Source organism: Paraglaciecola sp. (assembly GCF_039964565.1).
Classification (GTDB): domain Bacteria; phylum Pseudomonadota; class Gammaproteobacteria; order Enterobacterales; family Alteromonadaceae; genus Paraglaciecola.
This window is the reverse complement of sequence record NZ_JBDVXF010000024.1, coordinates 19056-39791: the sequence shown is the minus strand read 5'-3', so window position 1 is coordinate 39791 and position 20736 is coordinate 19056. Positions and strand designations below refer to the sequence as shown.

17 protein-coding genes are annotated in these 20736 nt (G+C 40.6%); 12 read left to right on the top strand and 5 right to left on the bottom strand.

Translation table 11 applies throughout. The features are described 5' to 3' along the window. Positions 1 to 126: 126 nt before the first annotated feature. Positions 127 to 333: a cold shock domain-containing protein gene (locus ABJK37_RS09730; RefSeq protein ID WP_007618104.1), complete on the bottom strand. Its 207-nt coding sequence runs from the start codon at positions 331 to 333 to the stop codon at positions 127 to 129. A gap of 304 nt (positions 334 to 637) precedes the next feature. On the opposite strand from ABJK37_RS09730, the gene ABJK37_RS09725 reads away from it, so the two are divergent. The 6 genes from ABJK37_RS09725 to ABJK37_RS09700 all read left to right on the top strand — a co-directional run bounded on the left by ABJK37_RS09725 (position 638) and on the right by ABJK37_RS09700 (position 9060). Continuing rightward, complete coding sequence (locus ABJK37_RS09725; protein ID WP_348352543.1) at positions 638 to 1030, top strand: BlaI/MecI/CopY family transcriptional regulator; 393 nt, start codon at positions 638 to 640, stop codon at positions 1028 to 1030. Beyond that, positions 1023 to 2258, top strand: a complete 1236-nt coding sequence (locus ABJK37_RS09720; protein WP_348352541.1) for a M56 family metallopeptidase — start codon at positions 1023 to 1025, stop codon at positions 2256 to 2258. Before ABJK37_RS09725 ends, ABJK37_RS09720 begins: the two co-directional genes overlap by 8 nt. A 23-nt stretch (positions 2259 to 2281) precedes the next feature. Beyond that, positions 2282 to 2965: a hypothetical protein gene (locus ABJK37_RS09715; protein ID WP_348352538.1), complete on the top strand. Its 684-nt coding sequence runs from the start codon at positions 2282 to 2284 to the stop codon at positions 2963 to 2965. 210 nt (positions 2966 to 3175) lie between these two features. Continuing rightward, complete coding sequence (locus ABJK37_RS09710; RefSeq protein WP_348352535.1) at positions 3176 to 4582, top strand: efflux transporter outer membrane subunit; 1407 nt, start codon at positions 3176 to 3178, stop codon at positions 4580 to 4582. Next, on the top strand, positions 4575 to 5885 hold the full coding sequence (locus ABJK37_RS09705) for an efflux RND transporter periplasmic adaptor subunit (RefSeq protein WP_348352532.1): 1311 nt from the start codon (positions 4575 to 4577) through the stop codon (positions 5883 to 5885). Before ABJK37_RS09710 ends, ABJK37_RS09705 begins: the two co-directional genes overlap by 8 nt. Positions 5886 to 5931: 46 nt before the next feature. Further along, entirely contained in the window at positions 5932 to 9060 is a 3129-nt protein-coding gene (locus tag ABJK37_RS09700) for an efflux RND transporter permease subunit (protein ID WP_348352529.1), read from the top strand. An 80-nt stretch (positions 9061 to 9140) separates the two neighbouring features. On the opposite strand, the gene ABJK37_RS09695 is transcribed toward ABJK37_RS09700, so the two are convergent. Continuing rightward, positions 9141 to 11168, bottom strand: coding sequence for an NADPH-dependent 2,4-dienoyl-CoA reductase (locus ABJK37_RS09695; protein ID WP_348352526.1), 2028 nt, complete (start codon positions 11166 to 11168; stop codon positions 9141 to 9143). 158 nt (positions 11169 to 11326) lie between these two features. Here ABJK37_RS09695 and sppA point away from each other — a divergent pair, with 158 nt between their 5' ends. Beyond that, entirely contained in the window at positions 11327 to 13186 is a 1860-nt protein-coding gene (sppA, locus tag ABJK37_RS09690) for a signal peptide peptidase SppA (protein ID WP_348352523.1), read from the top strand. 79 nt (positions 13187 to 13265) lie between these two features. Here the strand turns inward: sppA and ABJK37_RS09685 are convergent, their stop codons facing one another. Further along, a complete protein-coding gene (locus ABJK37_RS09685; protein WP_348352520.1) occupies positions 13266 to 13757 on the bottom strand; it encodes an acyl-CoA thioesterase in 492 nt (163 codons plus the stop codon). An 86-nt stretch (positions 13758 to 13843) separates the two neighbouring features. Here ABJK37_RS09685 and ABJK37_RS09680 point away from each other — a divergent pair, with 86 nt between their 5' ends. Beyond that, positions 13844 to 14329 (top strand): SprT family zinc-dependent metalloprotease, encoded by a 486-nt coding sequence (locus tag ABJK37_RS09680; protein WP_348352517.1) that lies wholly within the window; start codon positions 13844 to 13846, stop codon positions 14327 to 14329. Positions 14330 to 14794: 465 nt separating this feature from the next. Here the strand turns inward: ABJK37_RS09680 and yfbV are convergent, their stop codons facing one another. Further along, positions 14795 to 15232 carry a terminus macrodomain insulation protein YfbV gene (yfbV, locus tag ABJK37_RS09675; RefSeq protein WP_348352514.1) on the bottom strand — a complete coding sequence of 146 codons (438 nt, stop codon included), beginning with the start codon at positions 15230 to 15232 and terminating at the stop codon, positions 14795 to 14797. Positions 15233 to 15555: 323 nt separating this feature from the next. Between yfbV and trxB the strand changes: the two genes are divergently transcribed. The 4 genes from trxB to infA all read left to right on the top strand — a co-directional run bounded on the left by trxB (position 15556) and on the right by infA (position 18324). Next, positions 15556 to 16509 carry a thioredoxin-disulfide reductase gene (gene trxB / locus ABJK37_RS09670; protein WP_348352512.1) on the top strand — a complete coding sequence of 318 codons (954 nt, stop codon included), beginning with the start codon at positions 15556 to 15558 and terminating at the stop codon, positions 16507 to 16509. Between the two features lie 89 nt (positions 16510 to 16598). After that, entirely contained in the window at positions 16599 to 17312 is a 714-nt protein-coding gene (gene aat / locus ABJK37_RS09665) for a leucyl/phenylalanyl-tRNA--protein transferase (protein ID WP_348352509.1), read from the top strand. A gap of 10 nt (positions 17313 to 17322) precedes the next feature. After that, on the top strand, positions 17323 to 18021 hold the full coding sequence (locus ABJK37_RS09660) for an arginyltransferase (RefSeq protein WP_348352507.1): 699 nt from the start codon (positions 17323 to 17325) through the stop codon (positions 18019 to 18021). An 84-nt stretch (positions 18022 to 18105) separates the two neighbouring features. Continuing rightward, complete coding sequence (gene infA / locus ABJK37_RS09655) at positions 18106 to 18324, top strand: translation initiation factor IF-1 (protein ID WP_007618153.1); 219 nt, start codon at positions 18106 to 18108, stop codon at positions 18322 to 18324. Positions 18325 to 18450: 126 nt separating this feature from the next. On the opposite strand, the gene clpA is transcribed toward infA, so the two are convergent. Then, positions 18451 to 20727, bottom strand: coding sequence for an ATP-dependent Clp protease ATP-binding subunit ClpA (gene clpA / locus ABJK37_RS09650; RefSeq protein ID WP_348352502.1), 2277 nt, complete (start codon positions 20725 to 20727; stop codon positions 18451 to 18453). Positions 20728 to 20736: the final 9 nt, after the last annotated feature.

Here is a 20736-nt window from a genome sequence, read left to right as displayed (position 1 = left end):
TGGGAAAATTCTTAAAACGCGATGATTAAACATCACATATTCAAATCAAATAGCGAGGACCTTAACGAATCGTTGTTAAGATCCAGCTCAAACATCGAGCCTAAATCGCTAATTTATAAGCGGTTCTTATAAAGGAACTACTTTATTGGCACAAGGACCTTTTTGACCTTCGCCTACTTCAAACTCAACAGCTTGGCCGTCAGTTAAAGTTGCGTAACCGCCGCCAGCTTGAATTTCTGAATGGTGAACAAACAAATCTTTGCTACCGTCTTCTGGAGCGATAAAACCGAAACCTTTATCTGCATTGAACCACTTTACTGTACCTTTACTCATTTTGAACTCTCTTCTTGTAGTGAAATAGTTTAATTCCGCTAGCGCTATCACCATCACGCAAGTGGATATTGAATTACGCAGTTAGTTTAACAGCTTAGTTACAAAATGTCGGAATAATTTGAACTTTCTGTATTAAATATTTGATTCGACCTCAAACGCCTGCCTACCCCTCAATATATAGCAACGCTAAAAAATCCAAATAATAAATATTAAACACTTGCAAACTTTGATTACACATGTAATCTTAAGTTGTAGACTACACTTGTAATCGTTAACCTTATAAATCCTATTGAAAGAAAAGCTTATGACTACCGACACAGAAAAACCAGATATTAGTAAAACCGAATTTGAAGTACTCGATGCCCTATGGAACAAATTTCCAGCCACTGCCAGTGAAATAATTCAACGTTTAAACCAAAACAAAACATGGCATGAAAAAACAGTCAAAACCTTGCTAAGTCGATTAGTGAAAAAACAGGTAATTGATTTTGACAAGCAGCAGCGTAGTTATTTGTATTTCCCCTTGGTTGAGCGCAGTACCTACAACCAAAAAGAAAGTAAAAGTTTAGTCAGTCGTTTGTTTGGTGGGAAAGTAGCGCCTTTGGTTGCCGGTTTTGCTAATTCAGATGGATTATCACAAGACGATGTTGACGAACTAAAGTCACTCATAAAACAATGGGAGCAAAAAAATGACTAACTGGCTGATTGAGCAACAAATGGCGATTAGTGTGTTACTACTAATTCTGATTACATTGGAAACAAAAGCAATAAAGAGTTTAGGTGCAAACGTTATCTACGCCCTTTGGTTGTTAGTGCCATTACTTTTGGTTGTCAATAACCTACCACAAAATGTTATTTCAATAGACGACCAGTCCGTTTATCGGCATGTAGTTTCAATAGGCGCAGATTCCTCGCCACTGGACCTCAACCTAAGTTGGGGCTACGTTTGGGCGTTGGGTAGCCTTAGCATCCTCGTATTTGCTGCTTTTGCACAATGGAAGATAACCTGTTTAACCCGATACAACTCCCACAAAGTTGAACTGGATATGGCGCTACCCGACGCTTTGGCTGTAATGAGCAACGCTCAACTAACCGGGCCTATTTTGAGTGGGATATTTAAACCTACTTTACTGCTTCCTCAAGACTTTCATAACCAGTTCAGTAAACGACAACAACAACTAATAATTAGCCACGAATTAGTACATTTTCATCGAGGTGACAACGTATTTAACTTGGTTGCCTTATTGTTTGTAGCGGTATTTTGGTTCAACCCCCTGACATGGTTAGCCTACCGCTCATTTAGACGCAGTCAAGAAATAGCCTGCGACGCTGCTGTGTTAAAACAAGCAACGACTCAAGACAAAATAAGCTACAGCAAAGCGTTATTGCGCTGCGCCGAGCGTTCACTTCACAGTTTTGCTATTTATTCACCCTATGGAGAAAAAAACACCATGTTTAAACGTATCGCCAGCATCAAACGTCCAGCAAAAATTAGACCTGCGTTAATTGGTTTGTCAATCGCATTAAGCAGTACCTTTCTAGCTGGGGTCGCATTAGCTAATTTGGCAGAAATGCCCCATAAAATTGATAACCCTGAAACGGCACCTCTTATAACCAGAGTCGAGCCCAAGTACCCCGTTGAGGCAGCGCAAAATAATCAAGAAGGCTCAGTAATATTACAGTTTGATATTGGCAAAGATGGCTCAACCGAGAACATTAAGGTGCTTGAGTCTTTCCCACAACAGGTATTTGACAAGGTGTCAGTTACTGCGCTTAAACAATGGGTTTACAAACCCAGAATCCAAGGTGGACAAGCGCAAAGGCAAACAGGTTTAACGGTGCAATTAGATTACAGAATGGATGTTGTTAAAGACGAACTACCACCTCAAACGTCTAGCGATGAAACAATTAACGCCCTTCAATAAGTCGCGTAGAGGCCACTAATAGTTTGAAGTATTTCATATTGGTGGCCTTACTACTTTGTGGATGCAGCCACACGACCGTCCATCTCTACTCCCGCTATTTGTCGAAGGCACAAATAGCAACAATTGATAAAGCACTCAAAGACGCCAATTTTGTAGTAGAAGCGAACAACTTAGCATTCCCTAAGTCTGTGACTCAATCATCAGTTATCTATTCACCTGTCCTTAATAACCCAAACGCGGTTAACAAGGTCGTTAATGAATTAGCTGATTTAGGATGGGACATACATTACAGCAATATGTTATTCATCGATAATCATTGGTATCGAGAAAATTCAATTGCCCTATTACTCGTGCCGTTAGGGGTAGACCCTCAAAAACAAAATAATCCAGATGTCTGGGCTAAAAAATACCACAGTCAAAATTGTGAATTCGAACTCAGCATTAATCTTAGTAAAAACGGAGAGTATAAAATTGAATCAACCACCAATACTGCTTTCGAACATGACTACACATCTGGACAATGGAATATCGATGTCTATCCTTATTTAGAACTTCGCTCTCCCAACTCGAAATGGCGCGTTGTTTTTTCGTTATCGAACTTTGTACACACCGACCTTATTGGCGAGGTGAATATTTCACAGTTAACACCGATGGAAAATTACGCTTTGTTTGCTGGCTGTACATTTGAGTATGGAGTTCGTAAATAACGTTATGCGGACTACACTCAATCGATATGGATTGCGGTACTCCTATTAATAAAGAATGTTGAATTCTCGCTGCACAAACTCGAAATTTTGCGACCAAACACCGATAAATTAGGTTGACTGAAAATGAGTGTAAAAATTGTGTAAAGTCAGCTTCAGGTGTTCCACAATCACTTACACTAGCCATCGATTTTCCTAAGGTTAAAATATTCTGTGAAGTTAGCTCCCTCATTATTAATTGCGGTTTTGCTTTATGGTTGTGCCAGTTCCAGCCAAATAGACAAGCAACTTAGAAATGCCGATGTGCCACAAAATTGGCAATTCTCCGATAAATCGATGCCTGTTTCTAATAATTGGCTAGCGGAATTTAGCCAGCCTAATTTGAGTTTATTAGTTGATGAGGCCTTACGTAACAATCAAGCTCTGCGCCAACAAGCCTATGATATGCAAATTTTAGAGCAACAGTTGATTCAAGCTGAAGCTGACTTTTGGCCAGACCTAGATTTAAGCCTTAATACAGGTCGCTCCAAGTCAACAACGGGAGTAATTAGCAACAACAGCTCCCTAGAACTTGAAAGCAGTTATGAACTAGACATTTGGGGCAAGTTATCTGCAGCGCAAAAACAGGCTAATTTGAACTACTTAGCCGCAAAAGCCAATTATCAGCAAAATAGACAAACATTAGTCGCTAATGTGGTGACAACTTGGTTTGATTGGATTGCCGCAAAACAGCTGTTAGCTTTGTTTGAACAAAGAGTTAAAAATGCCCAGCAAAATTTAGACATTATAGAATCAGGCTATCAAACAGGTATTAATGCTGCACTAGACGTATATTTGTCAAGAAACGAGTTAAACACTGAGCTATCTAATCTAGCTCAACAGGAAGTGACGCAAATACAGGCTACTAGAAACCTAGAGCGATTATTAGGTCGATATCCAAACGCGAGTTTAACCACTGAACAGCTGACATTACCGTTATTAACCAACGACATTCCGATGGGTATGCCTTCAGACATAATTAGCAGAAAACCGGAATTACAAAGCAGCTGGTATCAAGTTTTAGCGCAAGATGCAGGTTTAGCGTTCGCTCACAAACAACGCTTTCCGAGTATCTCTTTGAGAGCTTCAATCTCTGATAGTGGCGATGAATTGAGTGATTTATTATCAGGTTCGTCTTTAGCTTGGTCCTTATTAGGAGGCTTGACTGCCCCACTTTTTAAAGCTGGAGATCTCAAGGCCAATGAAGAGATAGCTCGCTTGCGACTTAAGCAACAGGAACAGATTTATCTGGATACTTTGTACAATGCATTCTCTTCAGTGGAAAACGCCATCACCACAGAAAATAGTTTAAAACTTCGCTATCAAAGCACGTTAGCCGCACAACAAAACGCTGATGCAGCTGAAACCTTGGCTTTTGAGCAATATCAAAGAGGTTTGGTCACTTATACTACTGTGCTTGAAGCACAAAGCCGTTCCTTTAGCGCCCAAAGTGCTTTGATCCAAATTAAAAATCAGTTACTCGCCAATCGCATTGTTTTACATGTTGCACTAGGCGGTGATTTTACCGATACCAATAATTTACAAAATAATGAACTAGAGGATGTGTTAATCAATGAGTAAGGTAAAAAAGTGGTTGATTCCACTGGCTATATTAGTGATCACCTTGGTTATCGCCAAATTAATTTTTGACAATCCTCCGGAAAGTAAAAGAGGTGGTCCATCGGGCGCGTCTCAATTAACTGTCGAAGTAACACAACTTAAACCTGAGCAGTACACTGTTGTAGTTGACACTTTTGGTACAGTGCAACCTAGAACGCAAAACGCTTTGGTAGCACAGGTATCAGGGCAAATTATCGAAGTGAATCCACAATTCAAAAATGGTGGATTCTTTTCTAAAGGCGATGTATTACTCACCTTAGATCAGCGAGACTACCTAGCAGATGTTAAAATTGCAGAAGCAGGTTTATTGTCAGCTGAACAAGCTTTATTGGAAGAGAAAGCCAACGCCAAACAGGCAAAAATTGATTGGGAACGATTAGGTAACAACGCAGAACCAAGCGATTTAGTGTTGCGCAAACCGCAACTTGCGGCGGCTCAAGCAAGCTTATTGTCTGCTGAAGCTAGTTTAACTATAGCTAAGCTAGCGTTAGAGAGAACCCAGATTACCGCCCCTTACGATGGCAGAATTCTTGAGCAGCTAGTGGACTTAGGGCAAGTATTATCTGCAAACACTAAAGTCGCAGAAATATACTCGACAGATTCAGTTGAAATTCGCTTACCTATCAATAACAGTGATATTGATTTGGTTAATTTTCCTGAAGAGTACCGCGATAACAACCAACGACAATCGAATATTGAAGCCCGTTTCACCTCTAGCTTAAGCAACAATCAATCTTGGCTTGGCAAAGTAATTCGAACTGAAGGAGCGATTGACAGTAATGCTCAGCAACTTTATATAGTCGCGCAAATTGAAGATCCCTATAACCCACTATTACATCCAGGGCCTTCTATTAAAATAGGACAATATGTGAACGCTGAAGTACAAGGAAAAACCCTCGCTGATGCCATAGTTATAGACAATAGTACGATTTACCAAGGCAGTTATGTTTACGTTGTCGAAGATAGTTTATTGCGAAGAAGAGATATCAGCATTCGTTGGCAAAACAGTCAGAAGAGTATTATAGAAAATGGTTTAAACGCTGGTGAGTTTTTAGTCACAACACCTTTAGGTCAAGTAAGCTCAGGCACGCGAGTCAGTATTGCTGGTGAACAGCAACCACGCAAAAAGCCCTCTGCTGACAGAGAAGTAAAACTGCAGCAAATGGCAAAGAAAATGGGCGTTTCAGTAGAAGAGCTTCGTGCTAAACGAGGCAACAAGGCTGCGGGACCTGCAGCAAACTCGCCCCAAAGTAGCCACCAATGATGACTTACTTTATCTCTACCTCATTTTCTAAGATTGGAGAACGAACATGATTGCTTGGTTTGCCCGAAACCATGTGGCTGCTAACTTGCTAATGATCACTATATTATTTGCGGGAATTTACAGCCTTACCAGCCGAATTCCGCTTGAAGTATTTCCATCATTCGAAACGGACACTATTAGTGTCTCGGTGACACTGCGCGGCGCTACACCAGAAGATACTGAACTAGGTGTAGCTATTTTAGTTGAAGAAGCCGTACAAGATTTGGAAGGCATTAAACAAATCATCAGTGTATCGTCTGAAGGATCAGCAAGAATAAGTATAGAGATAGACTCAGATTACGATGCTCGCGAATTATTGGCCGATATAAAATCTAGAGTAGACGCTATCAATAATTTTCCAGCAGAAGCGGAAAAACCGGTTGTATCCTTGGCGCAGCGCACCCGTGAAGTAATAGCTGTGACTATTTCAGGGATATATGGAGAAAAAGAAATCAATGAATTTGCAGAACAAGTGCGCGACGATTTGCTGCGGATCCCCGGTATTACCCAATTGGAATTATCAGGCGTACGAGATTACGAAATTGCTTTGGAAATTCCTCAGGACCGATTACGTCAATATGATCTTACTCTAGCCCAAGTTTCTAATGCAGTAGCAAGTTCGAGTAGCGATATTTCCGCAGGAAATATTAAGACTGACGGTGGCGACGTATTAATTCGCTCTAAAGGTCAAGCTTATCGAAAAGACGAATTTGCTGATATACCAATCAAAACCAATAGTGACGGATCAATTCTGCGTTTAAAAGACATCGCCGATATTCAAGACGGCTTCGAAGAAACGCCCGTGCGCACCCGCTTTAATGGTAAACAGGCTGCCTTTATCGACGTGTATCGAATTGGCCAACAAAGCGCAGTAGAGGTAGCAGATAAGGTCAAACAGTACATAGAAGACAAGCAACCTCTATTACCCGAAGGTTACGAGCTAAGTTATTGGGATGACGATTCACAAATCGTTAAAAACCGTATCGCAACCCTTAGTGGAAGCGCACTACAGGGTGGAATTTTAGTACTACTTCTGCTCACTTTATTTTTACGTCCTGCTATCGCATTTTGGGTATTTATTGGGATCCCAGTGTCTTTCATGGGAGCGTTCTTAGCTATGCCAATTTTTGGGGTAACATTGAACGTGATGAGTTTATTTGGGTTTATTCTGGTATTGGGTATAGTGGTGGACGACGCTATCGTCACGGGGGAGAATATATACACTCACTTGCGAACATCAGAGTCTGGTGAAGAAGCAGCAATCAAAGGTACCCTAGAAGTCGCCACCCCAGTTACTTTTGGTATTTTAACCACAGTTGCGGCTTTTCTACCTTTTGCTTTTATTGAAGGAAACCGTGGCGCCTTATTTGCACAAATCCCTGTGATCGTAATACCAGTATTGTTATTTTCGTTAATCGAATCAAAATTTGTTTTACCTTCACATCTCAAAAATATCAAGTTGCGTAACCAGAAGTCTTCAAAAGGTAACCGTTTAGAACAATGGCAACAACGATTTGCCGATGGATTTGAACGTGCAATCTTACGTTATTACCAACCACTTTTAGGCTTCAGCTTACGCCATAAACTGGCCACTCTAGCCGTTTTTATTGGCACATTTTCGATCATTTTGGCGCTACTGATGAGCGGCTGGACTAAGTTTGTATTTTTTCCTCGTGTTCCAAGTGAAACTGTCAAAGCCAGTTTAACCATGACTACTGGCACCACGTTTGAAGTCACCAATCAGTTCATAGTTAACATGTCTGAAAAAGCCGAACAACTTCGAGATAAATACGTTGACCCAGATACAGGGCAAAGCGTGATCCTCAATGTGCTAGCGTCTACAGGTGGCCGAGGAGGAGCGTCTAATGTTGGTTCCGTTCGGTTTGAAATCATTCCTCCTGAACAAAGAGAATCCTCAATCACCTCTGCCGAATTAGTGCGTGAATGGCGTGAACTAATTGGCCCGATCCCGGGAGCAGAAAGCATTACCTATCGTGCTGAGTTGGGGCGTTCGTCAGACCCAATTGACGTGCAATTAGGTGGTAATTCACAAAAAACACTGCAAGAAATTGCCGATCAAATAAAGGTTAGGCTTGCCACCTACCCCACAGTATTTGAGATTGCCGACAGTCTCTCTGACGGTAAAGAAGAATTACAGATTGAGTTAACTCAACAAGGTAAGGCCCTAGGTTTGACTCGAGTGAACGTATCGAATCAAGTTCGCAACGCCTTTTTTGGTAGCCAAGTGCAGCGAATCCAACGTGGCCGTGACGATGTGCGTGTTATGGTTAGGTTACCCATCGAAGAGCGGCGATCGTTATCTGACTTACAAAATATTCTAGTACAAACACCTTCTGGTGGTTCGGTACCCTTGTCTCATGTAGCAACCCTAATTCCAGGTAAAAGTCCTTCAGAAATTCGACGAATTGATCGTTTTAGAACCGTTAGTGTGACCGCTGATGTAGAGAAGACGAATACTAATATGACTGTGTTACAGGCAGAGTTAGCCGAATACGTTCAACAACTGGTTAATCAATATCCAGGGGTAACATGGAAAATGGAAGGTGAAGCCCGTGAACAACGAGAGTCTTTTTCATCATTGGGAGTAGGCTTACTAATGGTTTTCTTTGCAATCTATCTGCTGCTTGCCATTCCATTTAAATCATACATTCAGCCCATTATTGTCATGAGTGTTATCCCATTTAGCATGATAGGTGCGGTTATGGGACATTGGTTGATGGGGATGGAACTGACGATTATGAGCATACTAGGCATGTTAGCTTTAGTTGGTGTGGTAGTGAACGACTCCTTAGTATTAGTTGATTTCATCAACAAAAAACGTCTCGAAGGTGGCACATTGATGGATGCAGTATTGGTGGCCGGAGCGTCAAGGTTTAGACCTATTATGCTGACTAGTTTAACCACTTTTATTGGTCTGATGCCTTTATTGTTTGAAAAATCGACTCAAGCTCAATTTTTAATACCTATGGCTGTTTCACTAGGTTTTGGAATTTTATTTGCTACCTTTATCACCCTTATTTTAGTGCCGATAAACTACATGTTAGTTGAAAGGCTAAAAGGTAATACAAAGAACAGTAGATTAATTTCTGACACACCAGCCGTTCAAGTAAATTAGTTGATATTACCGAAAAGCTAAGACAAAACTTGTCTTAGCTTTTCGGTGTCGCGATACATTGATATTTTAAGTCTATAAAATCAAATAATTGCGGCCAATTCTGCGCCCTGTCTTATGGCACGTTTGGCGTCGAGTTCAGAAGCTACATCGGCGCCCCCAATTAAATGGGTTGCGATACCTTTTTGCTCTAAACCTTTTTGCAATTCTCTAAGTGGCTCTTGTCCCGCGCATAAAATAATATTATCCACTTCTAATAACTGTGGTTTGCCATTAACGTTGATATGTAGTCCATCAGCGTCAATTTTCACATAATCAACTCCAGCAATCATTTTCACATGTTTTCTTTGTAAACTTGATCTGTGGATCCAACCTGTTGTTTTACCTAGTCCTTTTCCTACTTTTGTGGTTTTACGTTGTAGTAAGAAAACTTCTCTCGCAGGTTCTTCAATAATGGCATTAGTTAACGCCCCAGTCTCTTCGTAAGCCTTATCGATTCCCCAACTTTTTAACCATTGCTCTGGCTGCGTTGTTAAAGAATGTTCTTCAATCAAGAATTCAGCTACATCAAAACCAATTCCACCTGCACCAATTATTGCTACCTTTTTGCCTACTGCTTTATTGTCTCTAAGTACATCCAGATAGGTCATGACCTTAGGGTTTTCTATGCCTTCAATGTTAACAATTCTTGGTTTAATACCCGTTGCGAGTACCACATGCTCAAAATTAGCCTGTGACAATGTCTCAACACTTTGCTGGTTGCCTAAATGAAGATGCACTCCCATGACTTCAATTCTTTTCTTAAAATAACGTATGGTTTCATAAAACTCTTCTTTGCCAGGGATACGTTTCGCGTAATTAAACTGCCCTCCTATTTCTGAGTTTTGCTCGAATAAATGGACTTCGTGCCCACGTTCTGCGGCATAACAACTAAACGCTAATCCCGCGGGTCCTGCACCCACTATCGCTATTTTTTTCTTGTGAGTAGTGAGCGAAAAATTTAGCTCTGTTTCGTAACCTGCTCGAGGGTTAACCAAACAACTGGCTCGCTTACGTGCGAAGGTATGATCCAAACAAGCTTGGTTACATGCGATACATGTATTGATTTCTTCTCCACGCCCTTGCTGCGCTTTTTGTACAAAGTTTTCATCAGCCAAAAATGGCCTCGCCATCGAGACCATATCCGCTTGCCCAGTGGCGAGTATTTTTTCAGCAATATCGGGGGTGTTGATTCTATTGGTCGCAATCAAGGGCACACTGACTTCACTTTTGAGGCGTTCAGTTACCCAACTAAATGCTCCTCTAGGCACCATAGTTCCAATAGTCGGTACCCTCGCCTCATGCCAACCTATACCAGTGTTGATCAATGTCGCGCCACAGCTCTCAATCAATTTGGCAAGAGCAACGACCTCATCCCAATTACTGCCTCCCTCGACCAAATCCAGCATAGATAACCGGAAAATAATGATAAAATCAGTCCCTACTTTTTGCCTAACTGCATTGACTATTTCAACCGCAATGCGCGAGCGATTTTCGAAACTACCGCCCCACTCGTCGTCTCGGTGATTCGTGCGTGGGCATAAAAATTGATTTATGAAATAACCTTCCGAGCCCATAATTTCTACCCCATCATATCCCGCTTGTTTGGCCATATATGCACAATTTGCGTAATCATTGATGGTGTTAGTGATCCCTCTTTTTGAAAGCGCTTTGGGTTTAAATGGGGTAATAGGTGATTTGATAGCAGATGGCGCGACAATAAATGGGTGATAGCCATAGCGACCTGAATGGAGTATTTGAAGACAAATTTTTCCTTGATGTTGATGAACCGCTTGTGTAATCACCTGGTGTTCTTTGGCGTGTTTTTTATTGCTCATTCGCGCCGCAAAAGGTAATAACCATCCTTGTCGATTGGGGCTTACACCTCCTGTAACGATCAGTCCTACCCCACCCGCCGCTCGGGCTGCATAAAAAGCAGCTAATTTCTCTAGCCCATGCTTTTCTTCTTCTAAACCAATGTGCATTGACCCCATTAAGACACGGTTAGGTAACTCACAAAAACCTAGATCTAGTGGCTGAAATAAATTGGGATAATAAGAATTTGTAGTCATATTAGTATAGCTTCTTAGTTTTGCACACTGCGTCCAGTCTATCTCAAAATTTTTATCTTTAGATGAAAAAGTTACAAAGAATTACATTTGAAAATGTTCACCAGGACCTTTTTTAGATAGGATGTTGCTTTATTTTGTAACTAGTGTGTATACCTATTATGTCTTCAAGAACAAGTTGGACGAAGTCGCTGTTTATTGGTTTATGGAACGCCCTTAATTTTAGCCGAAAACTATTTTTCAACATCATTTTCATTGTTATTTTTGTTGCCTTTATTTCTGTCTTTTTTAAGGACAACAATAAAATCTCAGTACCAAGCAATTCAGCCTTAGTACTCAAATTAGTGGGCAACTTAGTGATAGAAAAAGAAGGAGTCGATCCTTTTACTGAGTTTATGCAAGAAGCGTTTGAGCAAGAGGATGACAACCCCGAAGTGTTGCTCCAAGATGTGTTGCTTACCATCGAAAATGCTAAACAAGATCGTCGTATTAAAGCACTAGTCTTAGACTTACACGGACTAGGCAGTGCTGGTTTAGATAAATTAGAACAAATTGCGGTCGCATTAGAGGATTTTAAGGCAAGTGAAAAGCCTATATATGCAATCGGAGATTACTTTAGCCAAAATCAATATTACCTAGCGAGTCGCGCTGACCATCTGTATCTCAATCCTATGGGGTTTATGATGTTTGAAGGTTACGGTCGTTTTGGAATGTATTTCAAATCAGCGATTGAAAAAATGAAAGCGGAAACACATGTTTTCAAAGTGGGGACCTACAAATCAGCTGTAGAGCCTTACATTCGTGATGATATGTCAGACGCGGCCAAAGAAGCGAACAAAGCTTGGCTAACGGCTATGTGGACACAATACAAAACCAGTGTTGCAGCCGCACGAGGCTTAGACGTGGATAACTTTGATGAAAAACTTGATGTATTCTTACAAAAATTTGAACAATCTGGAGGAGATTTCGCGCAATACGCGTTAGATTTTGGATGGGTTGATGCACTTAAAACTCGTGAGCAAGCTCTTCAAGAAGTGGTTGCTGTTGTAGGTAAAGATGAGAGTGGTAAAGGGTTTAATGCCATTAGTTTTAAAAGTTACCTCAATATCATCAAGCCAGTACTGCCTAATTTAACTAACAATTTGGACAAAGTGGCTATTGTCGTTGCTAAGGGCACTATATTAAACGGCACCAAGAAACCTGGCCAAATTGGTGGTGACAGCACCGCAGAGTTGCTTCGCAAAGCTCGTTATGACAAAAGCGTTAAATCGGTAGTTCTATATGTGGACTCTCCGGGTGGCAGTGCATTTGCTTCGGAGATCATTCGTCAAGAAGTTGAAAATTTACAGGCAGTAGGAAAACCAGTGGTGGCCGTAATGAGTACTTATGCCGCATCTGGAGGCTACTGGATTTCTGCAGGGGCAGATAAAATACTTGCAGCGCCGAGCACAATTACTGGTTCAATTGGTATATTCGGTATGTTTTTGACCTTTGAAAATACCCTAGATTATTTAGGAGTGCATACCGACGGCGTAGGTACAACCGAATTCGCAGGTATGGGAATTACTAAATCTCTTGATCCCAAAGTTGCCGCGATTATGCAACGAGGTATAGAGCATGGTTATGATCAATTTATTTCATTGGTTGCAGATAAACGCGAGATGAGCAAAGAGCAAGTCGATGAAATTGCCCAAGGACGTGTATGGATTGGCGATACTGCTTTGGAATTAGGTTTAGTGGATGAGTTAGGTTATTTAGAAGATGGTGTTAAAGCTGCGGCCGAATTAGCGAATCTAGAGGCCTACGATACTCAGTACATCCAAAGAACCCTATCCAAAAACGAATTATTCTGGAAAGAACTATTCCAAAGTGCTTCTGTTTCATTTAAAGGAGCATTTGAAATTGAAAAATCCGGCACGATTATGGGGCTCGTTAAAGAAATAACGGCTGACATAGAGGCCGTTTCAAAATTAAATGATCCTAAAGGGGTTTACGCTTATTGCCTAGCATGTGAGATGTAAGCGACAAAACGTAATAGTCTTGCCCCAATCATAGCCAAAATGATTGGGGCATTTTGCGTATTGGGCTTCGATAAACTTTTTACTTGTCTTTTTTCAAGGCTTCTAATAATTGTTTATCTAAACTTTGTGCCGAATCTTTTGCTTGAATGGCGTATTTTTCCAACGCAAAATCCTCTGCAGTTTTAGGTTCCCACGTTGGAACTTCGATGGGATAGCCTACTTCGTCACTGGCGACAAACACCATAATACAATGACCGGTTTCGACCATTTTATTTTGTTTAGGATCACCTGCAATAATTGTAATCTGTACATGCATGCTCGTTTTACCTGTGTGTACGATTTTTGCAGTAAGGGTCACCATCTGCCCCACTAGAATGGGTCGAATAAATCGGATTCCTCCAATAGACACAGTCACACAATAATGCCCACTCCATTGAGCTGCGCATGCATACCCCGCTTGATCCATCCATTTCATGACAACACCTCCATGTACTTTGCCTCCAAAATTAACATCGGTTGGCTCGGCTAAAAATCGAAAATCTAAAGAACGACGTAATTGCTGATCTTGCATTGCTATACTCAAAAGGATTGGCTTTAGCTGATTATTGGTTAAAATGGATCCATTGTCAGTAACTCTTGTTATTTGTAGAATATTTTTTGTCATCCCACACTCAACAACTAATAATTAACAAAGTTGAACATTGTATTAATCACGCTTCTTCATACTTTGGAAAAAGTTTTTCATTACCGAAAATAAACTTCAATCAGAGAGGAAAAATAGCAGGAAGTGCTCGACTGCAATTAAACGAATTACGTTTCAATCCGATTCTACTTTCAGAAAATGTTGATGCATTTTTAAATGAAGTAGTGCCTCATGAAGTATGTCATTTATTGGCCTACCAACTATTTGGAAAAGTGCGCCCCCATGGTAAGGAGTGGCAAAACTTGATGTTGAAACTATTTAACCTAAGGGGACAAACCTACCACCGCATGGATGTCTCTAATGTGGCAGGGAGGAATTTTAACTACCGTTGTCAATGTGGCCAAGTGAAACTAAGTATTCGCAGGCATAATAAAGTTATCAGAGGTCAGCAACAGTACGTTTGCCGTAAATGCGCTACAGAGTTAACTTTAGACAATTAAATAATTTAGATGACAGGTTTAACAGATATGAGCGTCGTTATTGTAACGTAAAACTGTTATCACTAAATTGCGGTGCAATATGTTTACTCGCGCTATTGTCCGTTTACCATGCAAAGCCATGGAACAAGGTATAACTCAAGCAAGCATGGGGCTTGCAGATCACCCAATTATCTCCACAAGTAGAATATCCAGATTTATGTTTTGTTGAAGATGTAGCCTTGTTAACCCGAAACTGCGCTATTTTGACTCTACCCGGCCCCTGAAGCCGCAGAGGGGAAGTAGCACATATTGCTGATGCAATTTTCCAAATCACTCAATGCTATTCAGCTTTTGGGCTATAAAACAAGGGAGGTGGCTATGTCCAAATTTCAGAAGTTGGATGGTGGTTTGAGTTGCCTATCATTGCGGTTTTGCATATTAATCAGTTTGATAAATAGCCCTAACTCGGCGACCAATGTGGTTTAATCAAAACCAGCGTTTAGTAAACGCTTTGTCTAGCTCGTCAAAAGCGGTTTTCAATAACCTTGCGAGCTCTTTATATTCAGGCTTAGCTTTAGGAGATTGTAATGCACAACCTTGCATCTGCATTTTGTGATGGATATCTAAATACCAACTTTTCAAGGATGGAGGTAACAGCTGCTGTGAACGATGCCCCAACCACAACATACCTTGAAGTGGTAACGACAAAAAGAATATCCCAATGGCTAAAGCTTGCGGCAATCTTTCAATACCTTGTAAATTAACCAGTGCAGTTACAGTCAAGACAGCCAAAGCTGGCATAACTTTTATTGAAAATTTGGTAGCAGCAATAACACGGCATTCAGGGAATACCCCATACAATTGATGTTGCATAGGCCATGTTTGCATATATTGCTGACCATCTTTCACCATTGATGTAAACATTTTCGGCAACTTAATTACTCCAAAAAACACACGAATTTATTGTAACGGCTAGAGCGCATTTAAGCTAATACCAAATCGTACTAACAGTTGTTCACTTCATTAGTGTAATTTGCTAGTAATTATAAAAGTCTATGCTGAAATATTAAATTACCCACTTCACCAACATATAAAGCCCTATATTTGCGATACAAAGACGGTAATCCACAATTAAGTCCATATTAGATATTGAAACTACTAGACATGCCCACATGTCTAGCGACAATAAGTTAAATGAAATAGGCATCATCTTTGATGTCATTTAAAGAGAATATTTGGAGAGTTAAATGTCCGAAACAAGACACGTTAAGCTACTAATCTTAGGTTCTGGTCCTGCTGGATACGCTGCAGCAGTCTACGCTGCGCGGGCTAACTTAAACCCAGTGTTACTAACTGGTATTCAGCAAGGTGGACAATTAACCACAACCACTGAGGTAGAAAACTGGCCAGGCGATCCAGAAGGATTAACAGGCCCAGACTTAATGGTTCGCATGCAAAAACATGCAGAAAAATTCGATACTGAAATTATCTTTGATCACATCAATAAAACCGATTTGTCTAAGCGACCTTTTACCTTAGTTGGAGATCAAGGCACCTATACCTGTGATGCGTTAATTATTTGTACCGGTGCTTCCGCAAAATATTTAGGTATGGAGTCTGAAACAGCCTTTATGGGTAAAGGAGTATCAGCATGTGCTACTTGTGATGGGTTTTTCTATCGCAACCAAAAAGTAGCAGTGGTTGGTGGCGGTAATACTGCGGTTGAAGAAGCACTGTATTTGTCAAATATCGCATCTGAAGTTCACGTGATTCACAGACGTGATTCTTTTCGCAGCGAAAAAATTCTAGCTGATCGTTTGTTGGAAAAAGCCAAGAATGGCAATGTTACTTTGCATCTAGACCGCCAATTAGATGAGGTTTTAGGTGACGATATGGGGGTAACAGGTATTCGTATCAAAGACACCAAGTCTGATGCTACTGAAGAATTAGATTTGATGGGACTCTTCATTGCAATTGGTCACCAGCCTAATACTGGTATATTTGACGGTGAATTGGAGATGAAAGACGGTTACATCAAAGTGCAAAGTGGCACCGAAGGTAATGCCACGCAAACCAGTGTAGAAGGTGTATTTGCTGCAGGTGACGTGAGTGACCATATCTATCGCCAAGCGATTACCTCTGCGGGTACTGGGTGTATGGCGGCATTGGATGCCGAGAAATTCTTAGACGCTCAAGAATAATAGAGTAATAAGTAAATTTAACACAGTGGGGCCTCGACTTGAGGCCTTTTTTATTCACTCTTGAGATAACAGACCACAACGATAGTTTAATGCTGACCCTAACTAAGCTTGATGAACAACTTTTTTTTCCTCCCACCGAAATCGCCCTTACAGATCCGAATGGGCTCTTAGCATTTGGTGGGGATTTAACTGCTAAACGTCTGCTTTTGGCTTATTCTTCTGGAATATTTCCATGGTTTAGCGAAAATGAACCAATTATGTGGTGGTCCCCAGATCCACGAGGCATATTGCCTTTAGATAATTTTAATTGTAGTAAGAGCCTCAAAAAATTTGCCCGTAAAAGTGATTACCGTATCACTATTAATAGGGCTTTTGACCTTGTTATTGATAAGTGCGCAAACATTCCTAGAAACGATTCTGGTACTTGGATAACGCAAGAAATGATCAAAGCCTATAAACATCTACACCAGCTTGGTGATGCTCACTCTGTTGAAATATGGGACGAAAATACCTTGGTGGGCGGGTTATACGGTATAGTTGTGGGCAAAGTTTTTTGCGGAGAGTCCATGTTTCATAAAGCAACCAACGCATCTAAACTAGCCATGCTAAGTTTAGTTAAGTTACTTAAATCCCAATCCGCAGAATTTATTGATTGCCAAATGCAAAATCCTCATCTCGCTAGCTTAGGATGTGTTGAAATACCCAGAACGAAATTTTTATCTATGTTAGCGGTTCAAAGTAAACAATCTTTTGATGATGATATTTGGCAACCACGTACCCTTGAACTCAACAAATTACTATGAATAAACGAGTATGAAATTCGGTATTACCCCAGCATTTAAATGTAGCTATTTGCCTGAGCAAGATGAGCAGCTTTTGGTTTTCATGAGCGACACTCAGCCCACAATGTCTGAATACGATTTTTTAATTGCTGCTGGGTTTAGACGTAGTGGTACACAAGTGTACCGACCGCACTGCGGCTCGTGTAATGCTTGTGAGTCAATTCGCCTGCCAGTTAATATGTTTTCACCTTCTAAGAGTCAAAAGCGCATCATAAAGCGCAATCAAGACCTGACGATACGTATTAGCAATAGCGACAAGCCAGAGTATTATCCGCTGTATGAGTCATACATAAACCATCGTCATGATGATGGCAGCATGTACCCAGCTACTATTGAACAATACCAAGGGTTTATTCTCAGTCCATGGAACAATGCGTTGTTTGTTGAAATACATGAAAAAGACCAACTTATTGGTGTAGCTGTTACCGACAACCTTGTGACATCGCTATCTGCGCTATACACCTTTTTTAAGCCAGAAGAGCAACATCGTTCATTAGGAAGCTTTGCTATTTTGCAACAAATTGAACTTGCTAAGTCTCTTAATAAAGCCTTCTTATATTTAGGTTATCAAATAGATACCTGTCAAAAAATGAGCTATAAACAGAATTTTTTGCCTCATGAGCGGTTTTTTGACAATAAATGGCAACTAATTACAAAAAAATCAGGGTAAAGCTTTACACTCGGCCCCTTATTGGGCAAAATCTGCGCGGCATTTTTAGACACTTATTTTATTGATTAGAGGTAACAGAGTTAGATGGCGAAAGAAGATTGTATTGAAATGGAAGGCACTGTGTTGGATACCCTTCCAAATACTATGTTTCGTGTTGAATTGGAAAATGGTCACGTTGTTACTGCCCATATTTCAGGAAAGATGCGTAAAAACTATATTCGTATTTTAACTGGTGACAAAGTAACTGTAGAACTTACGCCCTATGACCTATCTAAAGGTCGTATCATTTACCGCGCAAGATAATAGACCATAATTTTACTTTTGAGCTAATGAGCTAGTTCTTCAAGCTCAAGTTAAAATTTTAAAGATACAAAAAAACCGATATTTTCAATATCGGTTTTTTTTTGAGGCTTGTTGGCTTGTATTAATTTAGGTGTTGAGAGCCTCTGGTTTTTCCTTGCTGTCGGTAAAAAATTTAAACGTTAACTGGTCGTTTTTAAGACCGATTTTCACACTTCCGCCTTGGCTTAACCTTCCAAATAGTAGTTCGTGGGCCAATTCCTTTTTAATATACTGCTGAATAACCCGAGCCATAGGGCGCGCGCCCATATTTTTATCGTAGCCTTTAGCACCTAACCAATCACGGGCTTGATTAGTGACTTCTAGCGACACACCTTTATTGTCAAGCTGTACTTGTAATTCCACGATGAATTTATCCACGACTTGCAAGATAACGTCTCTATCAAGGTGATTAAACCAAACAATCGCATCCAATCTATTCCTGAATTCAGGTGTGAAAATTTTCTTAATTTCAGACATCGCATCATGACTGTGATCTTGCTGTTTGAATCCAATAGACGTACGAATTGTTTCTTGCACACCGGCATTAGTTGTCATCACTAACACCACGTTTCTAAAGTCAACTTTACGGCCATTATTATCTGTTAAGGTGCCATGATCCATAACTTGCAACAATATGTTATAGATATCGCTATGAGCTTTTTCTACTTCGTCGAGCAAAATGACTGAATAAGGGTTTTTAATAACCGCATCAGTTAATAACCCACCTTGATCGAAACCTACATACCCAGGAGGGGCACCTATCAAGCGACTCACTGCATGACGTTCCATATATTCAGACATGTCAAAACGTAATAACTCTACTCCCATAATTTTAGCGAGCTGAGCGGTCACTTCCGTTTTACCCACACCAGTAGGGCCTGCAAATAGGAAATTACCAATCGGTTTAGTTTCGTTCCCCAAACCAGAACGAGATAAGCGAATAGCATCAGTTAAGGTATCTATCGCCTCATCCTGGCCAAATACAACTAACTTTAAGTCTCGATCTAAGTGTTTCAGAACTTGCTTATCAGAAGCTGACACAGATTTTTCAGGTATACGAGCTATCTTCGAAATAATATGTTCTATGTCGCTCACGCCAATCGTCTTTTTACGCCTAGATACAGGCAATAAACGTTGGCTAGCCCCGGCTTCGTCAATGACATCAATCGCTTTATCGGGTAAATGACGCTCATTAATATATTTAGCTGATAATTCAGCTGCAGCGCGAATCGCTTTATGAGTAAAACGTACACTGTGGTGGTCTTCATATCGAGATTTTAAACCCATCAGAATTTTAGTGGTATCACTTACCGTCGGCTCCATAACATCTACTTTTTGGAAACGGCGCGCTAAGGCGCGGTCTTTCTCAAAAATACCTTGGTATTCTTGATAAGTAGTTGACCCCATACAGCGCAGTTCACCACTGCTTAATTTAGGTTTAAGTAAATTCGACGCATCCATCACTCCACCCGAAGCTGCACCTGCGCCAATAATGGTATGTATTTCATCAATAAACAAAATAGCGTCTGAGCACTCCGCTAACTCTTTTAATATACCTTTAAGACGTTTCTCAAAGTCACCTCGATATTTAGTACCGGCTAACAGCGCCCCCATGTCTAATGAATAAACAGTAGCTTGAGCAATAACCTCAGGAACTTCATTGTTCACTATTCGATATGCTAACCCCTCGGCAATTGCAGTTTTACCTACACCCGCCTCCCCTACCAGTAAGGGATTATTCTTACGGCGTCGACATAATATTTGAATACTACGTTCTAATTCACTTTCTCTCCCAATAAGCGGATCGATCTTGCCATCTTTCGCACTTTGATTAAGATTGGTAGAGTACTTATCCAACATCGACTCGGCTTCTTCTTGCTCACTAGTTTCACTTTCGCTTTCACTGTGAGCGGGAGAGTCATCATCAATTTTAGATACACCGTGTGAAATATAATTGACCACATCTAAACGAGTCACATCAGATTTTTTCAAAATATAAACAGCTTGAGATTCTTGTTCGCTGAAAATTGCAACTAATACGTTGGCCCCTGTGACTTCTTCTTTACCTGATGACTGAACATGAAAAACAGCTCTTTGCAAAACACGTTGAAAACCGAGAGTGGGCTGAGTTTCTCGCTCATTACCTTGTTCGTCCAATAATAGTGGAGTAGTGTCTTTCACAAAATCGGTAAGTTCTTGTTTGATTAACTCAATATTGGCTCCACAAGCCTTTAACGCATCTTTCGCTGCATTATTATCAAGTAAGGCAAGTAAAAGATGCTCGACAGTCATAAATTCATGACGATGCTCTCTGGCAAAAATGAACGCTTCATTAAGCGTCTGCTCTAGATCTTTATTTAACATTAAAATGCC

What these genes read in the sequence shown, in the direction of transcription:
- ABJK37_RS09720 (WP_348352541.1), top strand. Translation starts at nt 1,023, where the DNA reads ATGACTAACTGGCTGATTGAGCAACAAATGGCGATTAGTGTGTTACTA.
- clpA (WP_348352502.1), bottom strand. Translation starts at nt 20,727, where the DNA reads ATGTTAAATAAAGATCTAGAGCAGACGCTTAATGAAGCGTTCATTTTT.
- aat (WP_348352509.1), top strand. Translation starts at nt 16,599, where the DNA reads ATGCTGACCCTAACTAAGCTTGATGAACAACTTTTTTTTCCTCCCACC.
- ABJK37_RS09730 (WP_007618104.1), bottom strand. Translation starts at nt 333, where the DNA reads ATGAGTAAAGGTACAGTAAAGTGGTTCAATGCAGATAAAGGTTTCGGT.
- ABJK37_RS09705 (WP_348352532.1), top strand. Translation starts at nt 4,575, where the DNA reads ATGAGTAAGGTAAAAAAGTGGTTGATTCCACTGGCTATATTAGTGATC.
- sppA (WP_348352523.1), top strand. Translation starts at nt 11,327, where the DNA reads ATGTCTTCAAGAACAAGTTGGACGAAGTCGCTGTTTATTGGTTTATGG.
- ABJK37_RS09685 (WP_348352520.1), bottom strand. Translation starts at nt 13,757, where the DNA reads ATGCAAGATCAGCAATTACGTCGTTCTTTAGATTTTCGATTTTTAGCC.
- ABJK37_RS09660 (WP_348352507.1), top strand. Translation starts at nt 17,323, where the DNA reads ATGAAATTCGGTATTACCCCAGCATTTAAATGTAGCTATTTGCCTGAG.
- ABJK37_RS09725 (WP_348352543.1), top strand. Translation starts at nt 638, where the DNA reads ATGACTACCGACACAGAAAAACCAGATATTAGTAAAACCGAATTTGAA.
- ABJK37_RS09700 (WP_348352529.1), top strand. Translation starts at nt 5,932, where the DNA reads ATGATTGCTTGGTTTGCCCGAAACCATGTGGCTGCTAACTTGCTAATG.
- yfbV (WP_348352514.1), bottom strand. Translation starts at nt 15,232, where the DNA reads ATGTTTACATCAATGGTGAAAGATGGTCAGCAATATATGCAAACATGG.
- trxB (WP_348352512.1), top strand. Translation starts at nt 15,556, where the DNA reads ATGTCCGAAACAAGACACGTTAAGCTACTAATCTTAGGTTCTGGTCCT.
- infA (WP_007618153.1), top strand. Translation starts at nt 18,106, where the DNA reads ATGGCGAAAGAAGATTGTATTGAAATGGAAGGCACTGTGTTGGATACC.
- ABJK37_RS09695 (WP_348352526.1), bottom strand. Translation starts at nt 11,168, where the DNA reads ATGACTACAAATTCTTATTATCCCAATTTATTTCAGCCACTAGATCTA.